At 63.8% G+C, this 16,025-nt stretch carries 18 protein-coding genes and 1 pseudogene; 15 read left to right on the top strand and 4 right to left on the bottom strand.

Annotated elements, in window-relative coordinates; all coding sequences use genetic code 11:
• The 4 genes from EN943_RS25445 to EN943_RS25430 form a co-directional block, all read left to right on the top strand.
• Window positions 1–754 (top strand): arginase family protein (locus tag EN943_RS25445; protein WP_127415102.1); only part of this gene is annotated, 754 nt, incomplete at its 5' end.
• Window positions 755–834: 80 nt separating this feature from the next.
• Window positions 835–1,641, top strand: a complete 807-nt coding sequence (locus tag EN943_RS25440) for a transporter substrate-binding domain-containing protein (RefSeq protein ID WP_127415101.1) — start codon at window positions 835–837, stop codon at window positions 1,639–1,641.
• Between the two features lie 6 nt (window positions 1,642–1,647).
• Window positions 1,648–2,304, top strand: coding sequence for an amino acid ABC transporter permease (locus EN943_RS25435; RefSeq protein WP_127415100.1), 657 nt, complete (start codon window positions 1,648–1,650; stop codon window positions 2,302–2,304).
• The gene (locus EN943_RS25430; RefSeq protein ID WP_127415099.1) at window positions 2,301–2,948 is read left to right on the top strand and encodes an amino acid ABC transporter permease; all 648 of its coding nucleotides are present in this window, start codon (window positions 2,301–2,303) and stop codon (window positions 2,946–2,948) included. The genes EN943_RS25435 and EN943_RS25430 overlap by 4 nt, the downstream gene beginning before the upstream one ends.
• A 22-nt stretch (window positions 2,949–2,970) precedes the next feature.
• On the opposite strand, the gene EN943_RS25425 is transcribed toward EN943_RS25430, so the two are convergent.
• The 3 genes from EN943_RS25425 to EN943_RS25415 all read right to left on the bottom strand — a co-directional run bounded on the left by EN943_RS25425 (window position 2,971) and on the right by EN943_RS25415 (window position 5,776).
• Window positions 2,971–3,786, bottom strand: coding sequence for an oxidoreductase (locus EN943_RS25425; RefSeq protein ID WP_127415098.1), 816 nt, complete (start codon window positions 3,784–3,786; stop codon window positions 2,971–2,973).
• 101 nt (window positions 3,787–3,887) lie between these two features.
• A complete protein-coding gene (fabF, locus tag EN943_RS25420) occupies window positions 3,888–5,153 on the bottom strand; it encodes a beta-ketoacyl-ACP synthase II (protein ID WP_127415097.1) in 1,266 nt (421 codons plus the stop codon).
• A gap of 44 nt (window positions 5,154–5,197) precedes the next feature.
• Window positions 5,198–5,776: a TetR/AcrR family transcriptional regulator gene (locus tag EN943_RS25415; protein ID WP_127415096.1), complete on the bottom strand. Its 579-nt coding sequence runs from the start codon at window positions 5,774–5,776 to the stop codon at window positions 5,198–5,200.
• An 81-nt stretch (window positions 5,777–5,857) separates the two neighbouring features.
• Between EN943_RS25415 and EN943_RS25410 the strand changes: the two genes are divergently transcribed.
• The 10 genes from EN943_RS25410 to EN943_RS25365 all read left to right on the top strand — a co-directional run bounded on the left by EN943_RS25410 (window position 5,858) and on the right by EN943_RS25365 (window position 14,250).
• Window positions 5,858–6,217, top strand: coding sequence for a hypothetical protein (locus EN943_RS25410; RefSeq protein ID WP_127415095.1), 360 nt, complete (start codon window positions 5,858–5,860; stop codon window positions 6,215–6,217).
• A gap of 85 nt (window positions 6,218–6,302) precedes the next feature.
• Window positions 6,303–6,761 carry a nuclear transport factor 2 family protein gene (locus tag EN943_RS25405; RefSeq protein WP_127415094.1) on the top strand — a complete coding sequence of 153 codons (459 nt, stop codon included), beginning with the start codon at window positions 6,303–6,305 and terminating at the stop codon, window positions 6,759–6,761.
• 200 nt (window positions 6,762–6,961) lie between these two features.
• The gene (locus EN943_RS25400; protein ID WP_164778361.1) at window positions 6,962–7,741 is read left to right on the top strand and encodes an ABC transporter ATP-binding protein; all 780 of its coding nucleotides are present in this window, start codon (window positions 6,962–6,964) and stop codon (window positions 7,739–7,741) included.
• Window positions 7,728–8,459, top strand: coding sequence for an ABC transporter ATP-binding protein (locus EN943_RS25395; protein ID WP_127415093.1), 732 nt, complete (start codon window positions 7,728–7,730; stop codon window positions 8,457–8,459). The genes EN943_RS25400 and EN943_RS25395 overlap by 14 nt, the downstream gene beginning before the upstream one ends.
• Window positions 8,456–9,358: a branched-chain amino acid ABC transporter permease gene (locus EN943_RS25390; protein WP_024502052.1), complete on the top strand. Its 903-nt coding sequence runs from the start codon at window positions 8,456–8,458 to the stop codon at window positions 9,356–9,358. Before EN943_RS25395 ends, EN943_RS25390 begins: the two co-directional genes overlap by 4 nt.
• Window positions 9,355–10,404, top strand: coding sequence for a branched-chain amino acid ABC transporter permease (locus tag EN943_RS25385; RefSeq protein WP_127415092.1), 1,050 nt, complete (start codon window positions 9,355–9,357; stop codon window positions 10,402–10,404). Before EN943_RS25390 ends, EN943_RS25385 begins: the two co-directional genes overlap by 4 nt.
• Window positions 10,401–11,579: an ABC transporter substrate-binding protein gene (locus tag EN943_RS25380; RefSeq protein ID WP_027040062.1), complete on the top strand. Its 1,179-nt coding sequence runs from the start codon at window positions 10,401–10,403 to the stop codon at window positions 11,577–11,579. Before EN943_RS25385 ends, EN943_RS25380 begins: the two co-directional genes overlap by 4 nt.
• 2 nt (window positions 11,580–11,581) lie before the next feature.
• Window positions 11,582–12,340, top strand: a complete 759-nt coding sequence (locus EN943_RS25375; RefSeq protein ID WP_127415091.1) for a cyclase family protein — start codon at window positions 11,582–11,584, stop codon at window positions 12,338–12,340.
• Between the two features lie 70 nt (window positions 12,341–12,410).
• The gene (locus EN943_RS25370) at window positions 12,411–13,667 is read left to right on the top strand and encodes a cysteine desulfurase-like protein (RefSeq protein WP_127415090.1); all 1,257 of its coding nucleotides are present in this window, start codon (window positions 12,411–12,413) and stop codon (window positions 13,665–13,667) included.
• A gap of 1 nt (window position 13,668) precedes the next feature.
• Entirely contained in the window at window positions 13,669–14,250 is a 582-nt protein-coding gene (locus EN943_RS25365) for a cupin domain-containing protein (protein ID WP_027040059.1), read from the top strand.
• A 224-nt stretch (window positions 14,251–14,474) separates the two neighbouring features.
• On the opposite strand, the gene EN943_RS25360 is transcribed toward EN943_RS25365, so the two are convergent.
• Window positions 14,475–15,539: a helix-turn-helix domain-containing protein gene (locus EN943_RS25360; RefSeq protein WP_127415089.1), complete on the bottom strand. Its 1,065-nt coding sequence runs from the start codon at window positions 15,537–15,539 to the stop codon at window positions 14,475–14,477.
• A gap of 177 nt (window positions 15,540–15,716) precedes the next feature.
• Between EN943_RS25360 and EN943_RS37980 the strand changes: the two are divergent.
• A pseudogene (locus EN943_RS37980) lies at window positions 15,717–16,025 on the top strand (hypothetical protein); the annotation flags it as partial.

Genomic DNA, 16,025 nt, shown 5'->3' with positions numbered 1-16,025 from the left:
TCCCTACAATCACGTGCTGGAATGCGCGCCCACACATGAGCTCCGTGTCGCCGACATCGGCGACACGCCGTTCCGCAGCCGCTACCGGCTGGAGACCAGCCATGAGGACATCGAGCGCCGCACCAATCAGATCGTCGATGCCGGCGTCATCCCGCTTTCGATCGGCGGCGACCATTCGATCAGCCATCCGATCCTGAAGGCCGTCGGCAAGAAAGCCCCGGTCGGGCTGATCCATATCGACGCCCATTGCGACACCAGTGGCCTGTTCGACATGACCAAGTTCCACCATGGCGGCCCGTTCCGCAACGCGGTGCTCGACGGCGTGCTCGACCCGACGCGCACCATCCAGATCGGCATCCGCGGCTCGGCCGAGTATCTGTGGGAGTTCACCTACGAGTCCGGCATGACCGTGGTGCATGCCGAGGAGGTGACCGGTCTCGGCATTCCGGCCATCATCGAGAAGGCGCGCAGAATAGTCGGCGACGGCCCGACCTATGTCTCCTTCGATATCGACAGCGTCGACCCGGCCTTCGCGCCGGGCACCGGCACGCCGGAAGTCGGCGGTCTGACGACGCGTGAAGTGCTCGAACTGCTGCGCGGCCTCAAAGGTCTCAACATCGTCGGCGGCGACGTCGTCGAGGTGGCGCCGCAATATGACGCCACCACCAACACGGCGCACGCCGCGGCGCAGGTGCTGTTCGAGATCCTGAGCCTGATGGTGTTCAGCCCGGCAATCACAGGCAAGGGCGCCTGACTTTCAGAAAAGCAAGGCGGCCGCCGCGCTGGAGCCGGCGGCCGTATCCAACAAACAAGCTTCCAGACAGGGGAATAACAATGACAATCCGAAAGACATTCTCATCCATCGCCGCCGTGCTGATGCTCGGCACGGCCGGTTTCGGCCTTGCGGTTCAGGCCGCCGGCGCCGATGCTCTGGCGGACATCACCAAGGCCGGCACCATCAATGTCGGCGTCTTCGCCGACTTTCCGCCCTTCTCCTCGGCCAGCGCCGACATGAGCCTCAAGGGCTATGACATGGATGTCGCGCAATACATCGCCGATACGCTCAAGGTGAAGCTCAACCCCATCGCCGTCACCGGCCAGAACCGCATCCCGTATCTGAACGACAAGCGCGTAGACATCCTGATGAGCGTCGGCTACTCGAAGGAACGCGAGCAGGTCATCGACTTCGCCGCCGCCTATGCGCCCTACTACATCGCCGTGATCGGTCCGGCGGCTCTGACGGTCAAGGGCAAGGAAGACCTCGCCGACAAGTCGATCGCCGTCAATCGTGGCACGCTGGAAGACACGTCGCTCACCGAGGCCGCACCGGCGTCGGCCGACATCAAGCGCTTCGACAACTACAATTCGGTGATCCAGGCCTTCATCTCCGGCCAGACGCAGCTGATGGTCGTCGGCAACGACGTCGGCGCGCAGGTGCTGGCCAAGCAGGACGCGCTGAAGCCGGAGCAGAAGTTCCAGCTCCTGACCTCGCCCTCGCATATCGGCCTCAACAAGAACGAGGACAGCCTGAAGAAGGCCGTCAACGATGCGGTCGCCAAGATGCTGGCCGACGGCAAGTTGGACGAAAGCTCGAAAGCCTGGCTGAAGACGCCGCTCAATCCCGACAATCTCAAGGATTGAGTTTCCGTGGCCTTTGCCTGGCTCCCGGGTGCCCTGGGCGACATCGCGCATGGCGCGGCCACGACGATCCTGCTGATCGCCGTGACCACGCTGGCCGGAACGCTGCTCAGCATCCTGGGTGCCGCGGGGCGACGAAACGGCCCGGTTCTGCTCAGGCGGGCAATCGCCTGTTACGTCGAGGTGATGCGCAACACGCCGTTCCTGGTGCAGCTGTTCTTCATCTTCTTCGGGCTGCCCAGCCTCGGCGTCCGGCTCGACCCGATCCTGGCCGCCATGCTGGCAATGACGCTCAACATGGCGGCCTACACCATCGAGATCGTCGGCGCCGGGCTTGACGCCGTGCCTGGCGGGCAGACGGAAGCGGCGCTCGCGCTGGGCTTGCGGCCACGCCAGGTCTTCGTCAAGATCGTGCTGCCGCAGGCACTCAAGATCATCTATCCCGCGCTCACCAGCCAGATCGTCATCATGATGCTGGAGTCGGCCGTCGTGTCGCAGATCGCGGTGCGCGAGCTGACCTACGAGGCCGACATGCTGCAGGCACGCACCTTCCGCTCTTTCGAGACTTATTTCGTCGTGACGCTGGTCTATCTCGCTCTGTCGATGGCCTTGCGCCGGCTGCTGGTGTCAGGCGGGCGCCGTGCGCTCGGAGCCGGCGTGTCATGATCGAGTTCACCTTCTGGGACATCGTCCGCAACCTGCTGCTCGCCGCCCGCTGGACAGTGCTGCTATCGCTGGCCGCCTTCATCGGCGGCGGCATCGTCGGGTTGATCGTGTTGTTTTTCAGGATCGCCAAAAATAAGTGGAGCAGGCGTGTCGCTTCCGGCTACATCGCCCTGTTCCAGGGCACGCCGCTCTTGATGCAGCTGTTCCTGATGTTCTTCGGCCTGCCGATGCTGGGCCTGCGCATCGAGCCGTGGACCGCGGCGGCGCTCGGCCTCACCTTCTTCGCCAGCGCCTATCTCGCCGAAATCTGGCGCTCCGGCGTCGCGGCGCTACCCCTCGGCCAATGGGACGCCGGCGCCAGCCTCGGCCTGCACTATCTGCAGGAGCTGAGGCTGATCATCCTGCCGCAGGCGTTTTCGATCACCCGCGCACCCACCGTCGGCTTCCTGGTTCAGCTGATCAAATCGACGGCGCTGACCTCCATCATCGGCTTCGAGGAACTGGTGCGGACCTCCAATGCCATCAACAATGCGACCTTCGAACCGTTCAAGGTCTACGGGCTGGTGGCGCTGATCTTCTTCGTCATGTGCTTTCCGCTGACGCAATATGCCCGCAGGCTCGAGAAACAGGCGGCTGCTCGCTGACGCGCCAAGGCAGCGCTCGACTTCAGGCCGGCAGCCCAAGCTGCTTGCGCAGGCTCTTGTCGAATGCGGACGCGGGGACGAAACGGCGCAGGAAACTGACCTGGCGCGCCATTTTTCCCGCCGCATAACGGTTCTTGGGCGCTGGATCGGTCGCTGCTGCCAAAACGGTGTTGGCGACCACTTCGGGCGCATCGCCTTTCTCCATCGATTTCCGCACGGATACAGTCATCCCGGCGCGCGCGGAGTTGTAGATTTCGAGCGACCGGTCGGGGGCGGCAAGATTGTCCTCGAATGATGTGCGGGTATAGGCGGGCTCCACCAGCGAAACGCGAATGCCGAACGGGCGCAATTCGTGATCGAGCGACTCGGAATACCCCTCGATGGCATGTTTGGTCGCCGAGTAGAGCGCGAAATAGGGAGCGGGGATGAACCCCTGTACCGAACTCAAATTCACGATTCTGCCCTTGCCTTGACGCCGCATCGCCGGCGGCACCGCGTTGGTCACGCGCAAGACGCCGAAGACGTTCACGTCGAACAGCGCCTTGGCCTGGGCGGTCGAGGACTCCTCCGCGCCGCCAAACAGGCCCATGCCGGCATTGTTGACAAGCAGGTCGATGCGTCCGGCCTTGGCCAGAACGTCATCGACCATTTTCGCGACGGACGCGTCGTCGGTCACGTCGCAGGTCAGCATGGTAACGCCGTGGGATGGCTGGGAGGCCGCGCGACGGCTGGTTCCGAAGACGCGAAAGCCGGCGCCGAGCAAGGCGTCGGCGGTAGCGCGCCCGATGCCGGAAGATGCCCCTGTGACCAGGGCGACGCCAGGATTGGTCTTGTTCATGGAAATCATATCCTTCTTTGCGTTGGATCGGATTGGGAAAAGCATAAGCGGCCGGGGCAAAGGGCGTTGTTGATGGCTGCGTGCTTGCGTCTGGCCACCAGTTAGTTCCAGCGTCTGAACAGGGCGCTGGCATTCACGCCGCCAAAGCCGAAGCCATTGGAGATCGCGTACTCCATTTCCATGGGTCGGGGCGCGTTGGCGACGAAGTCGATTCCCTCGCCGGCCGGATCGGCCTCGCCCAGGTTGAGGGTGGGCGGGGCGACCTGATCCCTGAGCGCCAGGATTGCGAAGATCGCACCAAGCCCGCCGGCCGCTCCGAGCAAATGTCCGGTCGCCGATTTCGTCGCACTGACAGCTATCGCGAAATCGCGCCCGAACACGCTCTTGATCGCTTCGATCTCACCCAGGTCGCCGACTGACGTGGAGGTCGCATGCGCATTGAGATGACGAACCAGGTGTGGCGAAATCCCTGCCTGGGCAATCGCGATCTGCATGGCCCGGCGCGCGCCGTCGCCGTCCTCTGGCCCGGAGGTGACGTGGTGGGCATCCGCCGTCGTGCCGTAGCCGACGAGCTCAGCCAACGGCTTTGCGCCGCGCGCCAGCGCGTGGCTCAATGCCTCGATGACCAGGACGCCGGCTCCTTCGCCCATGACGAAGCCGTCCCGCGATGTGTCGAAAGGGCGCGAGGCTTGAGCGGGCGCCCAATTGAAGCCGGTCGAAAGAGAACGGGCGGCGGCGAAACCGCCGAGACTGACGGTGTTGATGCACGCTTCCGTTCCGCCGCATACGGCGATGTCGGCTTCGTTGGCGCGGATCAGGCGGGCGGCGTCGCCGATCGCCTGGATGCCCGCAGCGCATGCCGTCACCGGTGCGCCGAGTGGACCTTTGAAACCATGACGGATCGAGATGTGGCCCGCCGCGAGGTTTACCAGGAAGGACGGCACGGTGAAGGGAGACAGGCGGCGGGCGCCACGCAGGTCCACCGTGCGCACTGCCTCAGTGATGGCGGGGAACCCTCCGACCCCTGAAGCGATGATCGTGGCCGTGCGCAGGCGCTCCGTTTCCAGGGCAGGCTTCCATTGCGCCTGTGCAAGCGCCTCTTCCGCCGCCGCCAGCGCGAAGAGAATGAACCGGTCTACCTTGCGTTGATCCTTCGCGGACAGGACGGCATCGGCATCGAAACCAGCCTCCGGATCTTCGCCCAGGGAGGGAACCACGCCGCCAATCTTGACCGGCAGATCTCCCACCACATCGTCAGGAAGCCTGCGAACCCCCGACCGGCCGGCAAGCAGGCGTGACCAGGACGCTTCGACATTGGCGGCAAGCGGCGTGACCGCTCCCATGCCCGTGACAACAATCCGTTGCATCTGCTCTCCTATCCCTGGTGTGCCGGCGGCGCTGCTCGCGCCGTTCAAGCGGCGACTGCTTCGCGAACCTGATCGGCCGCCGCATCCAGAAAAGCCCGCGCAAGGTCGGGGTCGTTGACGACCCGCGAGAGCACGACCGCGCCGACCATCGTCGAGAGAACGGCCATTGCCTTGTTGCCGGTCTTTTCGCTGTCGCCCTCGCCAACCCAACCGCCGAGCATCTCAAGGTACGCCTTGATGCCGGCTTCGAATGACGCCTTCACCTCGGCACCTTGCCTGGCCGCATCCGAGCCGAGCGCAACGACCGGGCAGCCGTCCATCTTTTCCCCGCGATGATCCATGCTGAGGTAGAATGAGATCACCCCGTCGAGCGGGTTCCCAGGATTTGCCGCGGTCGCGGCCGACCATTTACGGGTGGCGCTTTCCATCGCCCGCCTGGATGCCAGCGCTGCCAAATCGTCCTTCGACTCGAATTGTTTGTAAAAGGCGCCCTGGGTCAGCCCGGCCCCCTTCATCAGGTCCTTGAGGCCGATGCCGTCAAAGCCGCGCTCCCGAAAAAGCCGGCTTGCCACATTGATCACGGTCTCGCGGTTTTCCGCGGCCTGAGCGCGACTTACACGCATCGTCATCTCCTTTTTTTAGATTGCATTCGTAATCTATACCCTATATAGAGGGTGAACACAATCTAAAAAAGGATAAATAGGATGATACGCAAAGCCTTGGGCGCCTCTCTCCTGGCGGCGCTGTTTCTTGCAACCCCGGCTCTTGCCGAGGAGACCACCATTGGACGCCCGATCGAAGGCGGCAGCCTGCACCAGGGACACCTGGACATGGTGGCCTACTACGTTCCGAACGGCGACCTGCTGGAGGTCACCGCCACTTTCGCACCGAAGGCCGGGGGTGATCCGCTGCGGGTTGTCATGGGCCTCGCCAACAGTGACTCCGTGGCGTTTTCCATACCGGGCTATCCAGGCTCGCTTTATGCGTTCTCAAGGTCCGGCAAGGAGGTGACGGTCTCGACCGAGACCGACACATCCCTGCGAGCCGATGCGACAATGCCCTGACCTGACGCGCAGGCCGCGGCCGCGCGATGCTGGCCGGGGCTCTTGCGCCGGAACGGCGCGCCACCAACAAGTCTGGAGAGAGGTCATGCTTTACAGCTATTTTGTCGAGAAATCGATCCGGCAGAGCTTCGACGACGTCAACAACCATCGCTGGGACGCGGCGGTGAAGGCCATTGCGCCGCATGTCCATCACCGGGTTGGTGGCGCCCACGCGCTTGGTGGGGAGCGCCACGACAAGCAAGCCCTGCGCCGCTGGTTCGAGCGCCTCGGCCGTGTTCTGCCCACTCTCCATCTCACGGTCAACCACATCTGGGTGAAGGGCTGGCCGTGGCATACCACCGTGTTTGCCCAGTGGGATGGCACCGCAACCCTGCTCAACGGCGATACGTCCTACGTCAACCGTGGTCTCCACGTGTTCACGCTGCGGTGGGGCAGGGTTCATGCGCTCGAGGAATTTTATGATTCACAGGCGGCGGCGCGCGGTCTCGCCGCCCAAGCCGCGGCCGGCCTCGAAGAAGCCGTCGCCGAACAGATAACAAGCTAGCGGAAGCGCGGTCCGAGGCCGGCCCAGGTTTACGGACCGGTCGCTGATCGTCTTCGTCATGTCGCGGCATCGGTCGAGCCGAGGCAGGCATACAGCTTTCCTGCTAGGAATAGGCCTTGACATCTTGCCGTTCGAATTGTCCATTTGATGCTTGACCGGGCCGAACGGGGCGGCGAGGGCGGACAGGGGCAAACCGGCGCGTGGATAGACAGTCGAGTCGAGTGCTGTTGAAGACGGTTGGGCTGACAAAAGCCTTTCGTGGGCTGGTTGCCCTGCGGGATCATTCCATCGAGCTCCACGAAGGTGAAATCGTTGGGGTAATCGGGCCGAATGGCTCGGGCAAGAGCACGCTTTTCAACCTGATCACCGGTTTCTCCCAGCCGAATTCCGGTAGCATCGAGATGGAGGGCCGTTCGATCGTCGGCCTGCGCACATCGCAGATCGTCGCGATGGGCATCGCCCGCACCTTTCAGGGTTCTCGCCTGTTCGGCAGCCTCAGCGTCGCACAGAACGTGCTGACGGCGGCGCAGTTGCGCCATCCTATCGGCGCCGCCGACACCGTGCTGCGCGGTCGGCGCTATCGCGAGCGGGTGGCCGCGACGCGGCAGAAGGCCGACGAACTCCTCGACCTCATGGGCCTGACAGATCAGGCCGGCAGGGTCGCCGCGGATCTTCCCTATGGCGATCAGCGGCGGCTGGAGATTGCGCGTGCGTTGGCGACCGGCCCGCAACTGCTGCTGCTCGATGAGCCCGCAGCCGGGCTTGATTCCAACGAGACCAAGGTATTGGCAGCGCTGATCCGGACAATCCGTGACCGCTACGGCGTAACGGTGGTCGTTGTCGAGCACGACATGGACCTGATCATGGCTCTGTGCGAACGCATCCAGGTGCTGGCGACGGGCGAGGTGATCTGCGTCGGAACACCGGAGCAGGTATGCGAACACCCGAAAGTGCGGGAGGCGTATCTTGGCCACGCCTAGCCCCGTTCTGCTTAGCGTCGAGAACCTCGAGGTCAATTTCGGCGCGGTGCGTGCGCTGAAGGGCATTTCGCTCGACGTCCATGCCGGCGAGGTGGTGGCGTTGGTGGGCGCCAACGGCGCGGGCAAAAGCACGACCTTGCGCACCATTTCCGGTCTGTCGCGGCCGCGCGGCGGCAAGATCATCTTCGATGGCAAGCCGATTGGAGGTATCGCTCCGTCGCGCATCGTCAGTCTGGGCATCGCGCAGAGCCCGGAGGGCAGGCGCCTGTTCGGCGGCCTGACGGTGGCCGACAATCTGCGGCTCGGCGCCTGCACCCGTACCGACAAGGAGGCCGTCCTCAGAGACAGCGAGCGCATGTTCATGCTGTTTCCGATTCTCAGGCAGCGGCTGAAGCAACTGGCCGGCACGCTGTCGGGCGGCGAACAGCAGCAGCTTGCTCTGGCGCGCGCGCTGATGGCGGCGCCGCGCCTGCTGCTGCTCGACGAGCCTTCGCTCGGCGTTGCGCCGCTGCTGGTGCGCCATATCTTCAGCGCGCTTGCCGAACTGAAGCGCCAGGGCATGACGATGCTGCTGGTGGAGCAGAACATCACGCTCGCGCTGGACCTCGCCGACCGAGCCTATGTGCTGCGCACGGGTCAGGTGGCGCTGTCGGGCCGGTCCGCGGAACTGCGCGACAGCGAACGCGTGGCGCAGGCATATCTCGGGGCGGCAACATGACCCAGCTGGACTATATCCTGCAGCAGATCGTCAATGCGGTGAGCCTCGGCAGCCTCTACGCACTGGTGGCGGTCGGCCTGTCGATCGTCTTCGGCGTCCTCAAGCTCACCAATTTCGCGCATGGCGACGTCATGATGGTAGGTGCCTTCGGGGTTGCCTTGCTGGTCGGCATCGGCGTTCCGTTCCCGGTCGCCGTGATCTGCGGCATCGCCGCGGCCGCCGCCGCCGGCTTCCTCATCGAACGCATCGCCTACCGCCCGATCCGCGACGCGCCCGACGTTGCGCGACTGCTGACCAGCCTCGCCGTCACCTACATCATCGAGAATGTCGGCATCCTGGTGTTCACCTCCTCGCCGCGCAATTTTCCACTCCCCGATATTCTCAACACCTCCTGGGAAATGTCGAACGGCGCCATCACCTTCACCAGCATCAATCTCCTGACCATCGCGCTGACCTTCGTGTCGCTGCTGCTCCTCGGCTGGTTCATCACGCGCACCACGACTGGGCTCGGCATGCGCGCCGCGGCTGAGGACATGTCGGCGGCGCACCTTGTCGGTCTGAACGTCAACCGGCTGATCATCGTCGCCTTCATCGTCGCATCCGCCTATGCCGGCCTCGCCGGCATTCTGTGGGCGGCACAGGCCGGCGTGGTGCAGCCGCAGATGGGCTTCACACCGCTCCTGAAGGCTTTCGTGGCGGCCATCATCGGCGGCTTCGGGTCGATCGCGGGCGCCCTGGTCGGCGGCTACATATTGGGCGCGCTGGAGATCTTCATCGTCGCATTCCTGCCGAGCAGCGTCTCGTCCTATCGCGACGCAATCGTCTTCGCCGTGCTGATCGCCTTTCTCCTGGTGCGCCCGGGCGGGCTGCTGCAGCCAAACCGGGAGATAAAGCTGTGAGCCGGGAAGCGCGGATCACACTCCTCGTCCTCGTCGCCGTGGTGGCGGGAGCGGCTGTCGCATTCGGTGCGCCGCACGTGCTGAGCGACTATTTCGTCCGGATTATCCTGCTGATCGCGCTGAATGCAATCCTGGTGCTGGCGCTGTCGCTGAGCAACGGTTTTACGGGCGTGTTTTCGCTCGGTCATGTCGGCTTCATCGGCGCCGGCGCGTATATTTCGGGGATCCTGTCGATCCCGGTGCAGCAGAAGATGGCATTGTTGCCGCATCTGCCGGCGTTTCTGCATGCTTTCAGCCTCCCCTTCCTGCCGGCGACACTGGTGGCAGGTCTTCTGACGGCACTGCTTGCCGTGGTCGTCGGTTATCCCTTGATGCGCCTGTCGGGCTATTTCGTTTCGGTGGCGACGATGGGATTCTTGATTATCGTCAACGTCGTGCTGATCAATGCGTCGGACTTCACCCGAGGCGCCCGCACTTTCACCGGCGTGCCGCTGGAAACGACGTTGCCCTGGGTGATGGGTTGGCTCGCCATCACGGTGTTCGTGCTGGCGCGCCTGGTCTATTCGCCTTTCGGGCGCGCCATGAAGGCGGTGCGCGACGACACAATCGCGGCCAGCGCTGTCGGAATCGGTGTGCTGCGGACCAGACTGATCGCCTTCGTCATCGGCGCGTTCTTCTCAGGCGTCGGCGGGTCGCTCTACGCACATTATCTCGGCTCGTTTTCGCCGAACACCTTTTACTTCGCGCTGACGATGAGCCTGATCACAATGCTGGTGCTGGGCGGCATGGGCTCCCTGACCGGCGCGGTGGTCGGCGTCATCTGCGTTTCGCTGTTGTCGGAGGTCCTGCGCTCGGTCGAACGCGGCTTCACGATCGGCGATTTCGCGGTGCCGGCCCTGTTTGGCGCCAGCCAGATCGTGCTCGGCTTCATCTTCATTCTAGTCATGATCTTCCGGCCGAAGGGGATCATGGGGGACCGGGAACTTACGTTCGGATTAACCCAAAGATCGGCAACGGTGAACCAGACAGAGGAACGAAAACGATGATCAAACTCACTCGACGCGGCACCATCGGCCTGGGACTGGGCGCATTCTTCGCGCTTGCCTCGGCCAGCACGGCACTTGCTGCCGACACGATCAAGATCGGCTATCCGGCAAACCTGACCGGCATTCAGGCCTCGCTCGACGGTCCGATGCTGAACGGCGCCAAGCTGGCAGCGAGCGAAATCAACGCCGCCGGCGGCGTGCTCGGCCAGCAGATAGAACTGGTGATCTACGACTCCAAGAGCGATTCGACGACGATCTCGACCGTCGCCAGCCAGTTGATCGACAGCGACAAGGTCGTCGGCATCATCGGCTTCGCCGATTCCGACTCGGTGCTGGCCATCGGACCGCAGGTCCAGAAGGCGCAGATCCCGTTCATCACGCCCGGCGCGACCTCGCCGAAATTGCCGAGCCAGCTCGGCAACGAGATCTTCCTCGCCGCCTTCGGCGATAACGTTCAGGCTGCGGTTGGCGCGGAATTTGCGCTGAACAAGCTGAACGGCAAGACCGCGTACCTGCTGACCGACATCGGCACCGAATACACAACGCTGCTGTCGGACTACTTCGTCACCGCCTACGAGCATGGCGGGGGCAAGATTTTGGAGCGCGACACCTACAAGATCGGCGACAAGACCTTTACCGCGCAGATCGCCAAACTGAAGGCGCTGTCGCCGCAGCCCGACTTCGTCTATGCCTCGTCGAATGCCGAGGAAATCGGCCTGATCTTGAAGCAGATGCGCCAGGCCGGCATCAACCTGCCAGTGGTCGGCGGCGACGGCTACGACACGCCTTTGCTGATCCAGGTCGGCGGCGACGCGGCCAAGGACACCTACTTCACCACCCACGCCTATATCGGTGAGGGCGCCACCCCGAAGGTGCAGGCCTTCATCGACGCCTACACCAAGTCGGCCGGCAATGCCCCGGAGAACGCGTTCGCTGCGCTCGGCTACGACTCGGTCAAGTTGATGGCCGACGCGATCAAGCGTGCCGGTGCGCCGGATCCGGCCAAGATACGTGACGCGCTGGCCGCTACGTCCGGGCTCGACGGCGTGACCGGAACGATCACCTACCGCCCGGGCATTTCGGTGCCGGACAAGTCGGTCTCGGTCATCGGTGTCAAGGACGGCAAGCTTGTCCTGGCAAGTGAAGCGGCACCGACCTTCGTCGCGGAGCCGTGATCTTGTCCACACCGGGTTCCCTTTGGGACATCTACAGGTCGCGGCTCTCCGCCGCGACCTTCACCGACCTGACGCATGCGTTTCATCCGGGCCAGCCGCATTTCCCGGCCTTCCCGGACGAGGAGCGCCGTGCGCTGCTCGATTTTTCGAAGGGCGACGCCTTCCAGGTCCACCACTACGCCTTCGTCGGACAGTGGGGCACCCATGTCGATCCGCCGGTGCACTTCATCGACGGCGGCCGCTCGATCGACCAACTGCCGGTGGCGGAGATGCTTCTGCCGTTGGTCATCCTCGACATCAGCGACAGGGTCGCCGCCGATCCCGACGCGACGCCGACGCTCGACGACATTTCCGCCTGGGAGACACGGAACGGCCGTATCCTCGAAAAGTGTTTTGTCGCACTTCGCACCGGGTGGTGGCCGCGCTGGCCAGACCCCGTGGCGTTTCGGAACAAGTCGGCCGACGGTATCTCGCATGCGCCGGGCTGGTCGAAGCCGGTGCTGGAGGAACTTCTGGAACGCCGCGGTGTCGCTGCGATCGGGCACGAGGGCATGGACACCGATCCTGGCCGCGCCACGTCCGCGGGTGACGCAAGCCTGGAATACTATGTGCTGTCCCGCGACTGCTGGCAGATCGAGCTCCTGGCCAATCTCGACAAGGTGCCTGAAGCCGGCGCGTTGATAATGGCAAGCTGGCCAAAGCCAAAGGCCGGATCCGGCTTCCCGGCTCGCGCTGTCGCCATCCATGAAGCGGCCGGCTGAACACATGAAGCCGCAGCCGGTGGCGGTCTAGGGACCGCCACACAACGATCATCAGACACGGAATTCAGACATGGATATAGACACAGTCCGCGATGCTTTTCCGGCGATGGCGAGAGGTGCCGAGCCGAAGAAGCGGATTTTCTTCGACAATCCCGCGGGAACGCAGATGGCGAGCCGTTCGATCGATCGTATGACGCGCGCCATGATCGAGACCAACGCCAATCTTGGTGGCTATTTCGAAACCTCACTCGCGGCCCAGGCGATGGTCGACGACGCGCATCAGGCGATGGCCGATTTCTTCAATGCCGCGGACCGGCGTGAGGTGGTGTTCGGCCAGAACATGACGACGCTGACTTTCGCCGTCTCGCGCGCCATCGGCCGCGATCTGAACGCCGGCGACGCCATCGTGTTGACGCGCATGGATCATGACGCCAACGTCGCACCCTGGCTGATGCTGGCGGAGGATCGCGGGCTTGAAGTGCGCTGGATCGACCTCGATCCAAAAACCTTCGAACTCGACCTGTCGACGCTGGAGGCCACTATCGACGAGCAGGTCAAGCTGGTCGCCGTCGGCTATGCGAGCAACGTTACCGGCACGATTAACGACGTGAAGCGAATTGCACAGCGCGCACGCGCGGTCGGGGCGCTGAGCTACATCGACGCGGTGCAGTTCGCGCCGCATGGGGTGATCGACGTCCAGGAGATTGGCTGTGATTTCCTGGTTTGCTCGGCCTACAAATTTTTCGGACCGCATCACGGGGTGTTGTGGGGCCGGTTCGATCTGCTGCAGGCGCTGACCGCCTATAGAGTGCGCGCGGCTTCGAACACGCCACCTGGAAAATTCGAGACGGGGACGACAAGCCGCGAGGCGCTTGCCGGGGTGCTTGGCGCCGTCGAGCACTATGCCTGGCTCGGACAGTCCTTCGGCAACGTCCACCCGCAGGCGACGCGGCGAGAGCGCATCGTCGCCGGCATTGAAGTCGCCGACAGTTATGAGCGTGTCCTGACAGCACGGCTGATTGCCGGATTGTCCAGAATCGATGGCGTCTTGATCCAGGGTATATCAGATGTGGCGGCGCTGGCGCGCCGGGTGCCTACCGTGTCGATCACTGTTGACGGAACCGATCCCGCCGATATCGCCAAGGCGATGGCAAAGGAAGGCATCTATCTCTGGCACGGCCACAATTACGGTTTGGAGCCAATCAAGCGGCTAGGGCTTGCGGACCGCAACGGCGTCGTCCGCATCGGGCTGGCTCATTATAACACCGAGGCGGAAGTCGATTTCCTGTTGGCGAAGCTGGCGGACTGGATGAAGACGCGGACCTGACATGCGCGACAAAAACGGAACCCCGAGGATCGGCGTCAAGCTGCGCCATGCCAGACAGGTGCTTGGCCTCAGCCTGGAAGAGCTCGGCGCGCGCATCGGGCTGACAGAGGGTTATCTCTCGAAGATCGAAAACGACCGCGCGACGCCCTCGATGGCGGCTCTGCACCGGCTGGTGCAGGCGCTGGGCATCAACATGAACGCGATGTTCGGCACGCTGCAGCACAATGCCTCGGAAGTGTTCGTTTTGCGGCACAACGAGCGTCCGCACATGGAGACGGGGCATCGGCGTTCGGGCAACCATGTCGTGCTCGAGCAATTGGTGCCATCCGGTCCAGAATATCTGCTGCAGATCAACGTCCACGTGATCGAGGCCGGCGGCGGCAGCCCCGAGTTGATCAGCCATAAGGGACAGGAATTCGGCTACGTGCTCGAAGGTTCGGTCGAGTTGCTGGTCGAGGCGAACGTGGTGGCGCTCGAGGCAGGCGACGCGTTCTACTTCAACTCCGAACTCGGCCACGGCTACCGCAATATCGGTTCGACCACGGTCCGCATCCTCTGGGTCAACACGCCGCCGACATTCTGACCGCCTCCATCGCGGTGCCGGATTTCGAGGGAGTTCCGAAGGCGTTGTTCAATGAGCCAACGTCCACAGGACACAGCCGCCGGGTCCAACAGGCGGCTGCTCGCTGAGCCGCAGGCATGGTGTGCTGACCGACATCGACGGTTACAGACCGGTGGATGCAAGCGCCGAATGCCGGCGGAGGTGCTTGATCATCCTGAGTTTCCGGAGCGCGGCTTCGCCGCCTTCTATCTGCGGCGCGAGCCCATTCCAAGCAGCAGCCGCCGCATGGTCGTGAAGGCGCTGTCATCGGAGAGGGCGCCCGTGTCGACGCGCCTGTTGGCCCGCAGATCGGTCGGAGAGATGCCGAAAGCGCTGCGGAACGCGCGGCTGAAGACCGACGCACTGCCGAAGCCGCATTGCACGGCAATAGCGCCGATATAGAGGTTTGCCTGCGCAGGGTCGGTCAGCGCCTGGTAGGCGCGCGATAAACGCCGTTGCTGGATATACTCGCCGACGCCACCGATCGGCTCGAACAGCCGGTAGAGTTTGGCGCGTGACATGCCAAGCCGCTGGCATACGAGATCCGGTCCGAGATCCGGCTCATGCAGCTTGGCTTCGATGAGCCGGCGCGCGGTTTGCAGGGACGCGCTGGCGGAAGCCTGCTCGATCACCTCGCGGCCATTGGCGGATGCGCCGGCGAATGCCGCGACAAGGGCGGCCGTGCCGTGCGCGGCGGCGCCCGCATCCTTCGAAGTCAGCACGGGGGCCTCGTCGAAGAGCGCGCGCAGATGGCTCACCAGCATGGTGTTGAGCGACGTCGATCTTTGCAGGATGCGTCCGTGCAGGCCGTCGAGATCGGCAACCAGCGGGGTAAGCAGGGCGCGCGGCAGCACGACCGAGAGGTTTTGGTAGCGTGGCGCACGCAACGCGCTCTGCCGGGTCATGTCGAGAAAGCAAACGTCGCCAGGATGGACCTCGGCCGAGTGGCCCTCGGTGTCCAGCCCGCAGCCTCCCTCCGAGTAGATCAGCAGGCAGATGTTGTCGAGCCCGCCGCGGGCGATGGTCAGCGGGGTCCGTTCGAAGTTGGCGGCTGACGCCGAACCGGTGGCGATGCCGACATCGGCAATATAATAGCTGGTCATTTCGGCGGCATACGAGGCGCGCGCCGAAGCGTCAGGCGTATCCATCTCGTAGAGGGGGGACAGGCCATGACGCCATAGATCGAAATCGCGCGCGTTTCCCGGACTGACCGAAATGTCCAGGCGGGAGGATGGCCTCTTGCCGTGCGAATCCGTCGCCGGCTTATCCAATGACGCTCCCCCTATGCTGTCCCCGACACGAAGTTAGCCGTGCGCTCGAGGACGCGCAAGCCGAGCTTGAGTTTGCCTAGTATCTCATTTTCTCGACGCATCGTCTCATTCGTTTCGCCGGGCCTTGCGGGCCGGAGTGGTTGCGCAAATGGTCCGGCTGTTTTCAGGGGGCGGATCATGGACCACGAAGCAGCAATTGCAGGACTGCGCGGCGACAGCCGCCCCGCGGCATGGTTGCCGCATACCGTGCCCGGCGGCTCGCGACAGAACCTGTCGCACCGCCAGCGATCCTTGGTCGGCTCGAATGCGCGCCAGCCTGTTGCTAGGCGGGGCATCACGCGAAGTGTGGCACTTCTGCTCCTGGCAAGCACAACCGTTGGTGCCGCCCCGGCGCTGGCGGGTGGTGGCGCGGGAGGTATCTTTGGCGGTGGAGGTGGACAGGATAGGCCGACCGTCTCCGGCGATACAGGAGGGGGTGGAGCGAAC

Origin of the sequence: Mesorhizobium sp. M7A.F.Ca.US.006.01.1.1, assembly GCF_003997935.1 — a bacterium.
Lineage (GTDB): Bacteria > Pseudomonadota > Alphaproteobacteria > Rhizobiales > Rhizobiaceae > Mesorhizobium.
The sequence above is the reverse complement of the archived record's forward strand: the minus strand, read 5'-3'. Positions and strand labels throughout refer to the sequence as shown.